Origin of the sequence: Acinetobacter sp. YH16052, assembly GCF_013417155.1 — a bacterium.
Classification (GTDB): domain Bacteria; phylum Pseudomonadota; class Gammaproteobacteria; order Pseudomonadales; family Moraxellaceae; genus Acinetobacter.
In genome coordinates, this window is the sequence record NZ_VPEO01000157.1 from 1 (window position 1) to 1,367 (window position 1,367).

A 1,367-nucleotide genomic window follows, 5' to 3' on the forward strand; every position below is an offset into this window, starting at 1 on the left:
TGCCTTACCGACTTTGACACTTAAACGAGCAATCGCCATTAGGTCTTATCCTGTTCCTTTTTTCGGTTACGTTCTTTTTTAAACGCTCTTTGATCAAGTATCGAAGCCCACATCATAATGATGATAATTAGCGGTGCTGCGATCACGCCAAAACTAATATCTTTGATTTTTCCCAATACCTGTTTTAGTTGCATGCTGTTGCTCCTAGCTTTGGTACTTCTTTTTTTCATTCAATTTTCAATTGAACGAAAAAAAGAAGTTTCAGGGTTTTAGGGATGAAGTCCCTAACGTGCTTAGGTTTCTCAATGAAATTGAGAAACGTCTAAGCGCGCCATCAATTTTTTGATGGAAGTACAGGCGACAATCTCTAGAACGACTTTAACAAAATTGCGTACCTTGGACGTAATTATTTTGTTATCGTTCTTTGAGTATTGAGCCTGTGCTTTTGCGGTATATGAATTAAGGAATTGAATATGAATAATGATTGGCTGTCTGAAAAAATTACCTACATTTCTGCTTTAAAGAATCCCAGTGATGCACAAAAGCTTTTATTAGAATTAGCTCAAATCCAATACCGTACTCCCGACCAAGAGAAAAAATTGAATGCCTTGATCAAAGCTGAAAAAGCCATAGATCGAGCGAATAAACAGAAGATAGCAGTCAGAAAATTACTGAATGCAGAAAAGGAAGCTGAACGAAAAGCTCGTACACGTCATCTCATTCAATTAGGCGCACTTTTTGAAATTGCTAACCTTGATCAGCGTGACCCAGCCGAATTACTTGGAATTCTGCTTAAAACTGCTGAAATAGACCCAAATGATATGAAATGGCAAATTTGGAAGGATTTAGGATTAGAAGTTCTCAAACAACGTAAAAATAATTCAAATTAATTATAAGCTAAGCTAGATCAGCAATAAATTAAGTTATGATTTAACAAATCATTATGAGATTTCATAGGACAATTAATGAAAAAGTTTATCTTAGGACTCTGTCTATCTTTACCAATTCTCTCTCATGCAGCACCTAAATGGGAACTTGCTAATGTATTCATCACAAACAAAGATAAAGGTGAACCGTACCGGGTTTGTCGGAGAGTTTTTTATTTAAGTTAGGCCACCTGACCTAACGGGTTAATCTTATCATAGTACATTGCTTCAAAATCAAAAGGTGATACATAACCTAGTGCACTATGTACACGCTCTTTATTGAACCAATCTACCCAATTTAGTGTCGCAAGTTGGGCACTGTTGCAAATAGGCTGACATGATAAGCTAAATATCTTATTTATTTCGAGATACAGCAGATGAATCCCTTCCACGGTCGGCACTTTCAAGGTGAAATCATTCTTTGGGCTGTTCGTTGGTATT

At 36.5% G+C, this 1,367-nt stretch carries 3 protein-coding genes; 1 reads left to right on the forward strand and 2 read right to left on the reverse strand.

Going from position 1 to position 1,367, the window contains the following annotated elements; all coding sequences use genetic code 11:
• Positions 1-38 precede the first annotated feature (38 nt).
• Positions 39-194, reverse strand: a complete 156-nt coding sequence (locus FTV42_RS16905) for a hypothetical protein (protein ID WP_002061201.1) — start codon at positions 192-194, stop codon at positions 39-41.
• 279 nt (positions 195-473) lie between these two features.
• Between FTV42_RS16905 and FTV42_RS16910 the strand changes: the two genes are divergently transcribed.
• Positions 474-890, forward strand: coding sequence for a conjugal transfer protein TraD (locus FTV42_RS16910; RefSeq protein WP_108091264.1), 417 nt, complete (start codon positions 474-476; stop codon positions 888-890).
• 218 nt (positions 891-1,108) lie between these two features.
• On the opposite strand, the gene FTV42_RS17755 is transcribed toward FTV42_RS16910, so the two are convergent.
• A partial coding sequence (locus tag FTV42_RS17755) for an integrase core domain-containing protein (RefSeq protein ID WP_257223486.1) occupies positions 1,109-1,367 on the reverse strand: 259 nt, incomplete at its 5' end.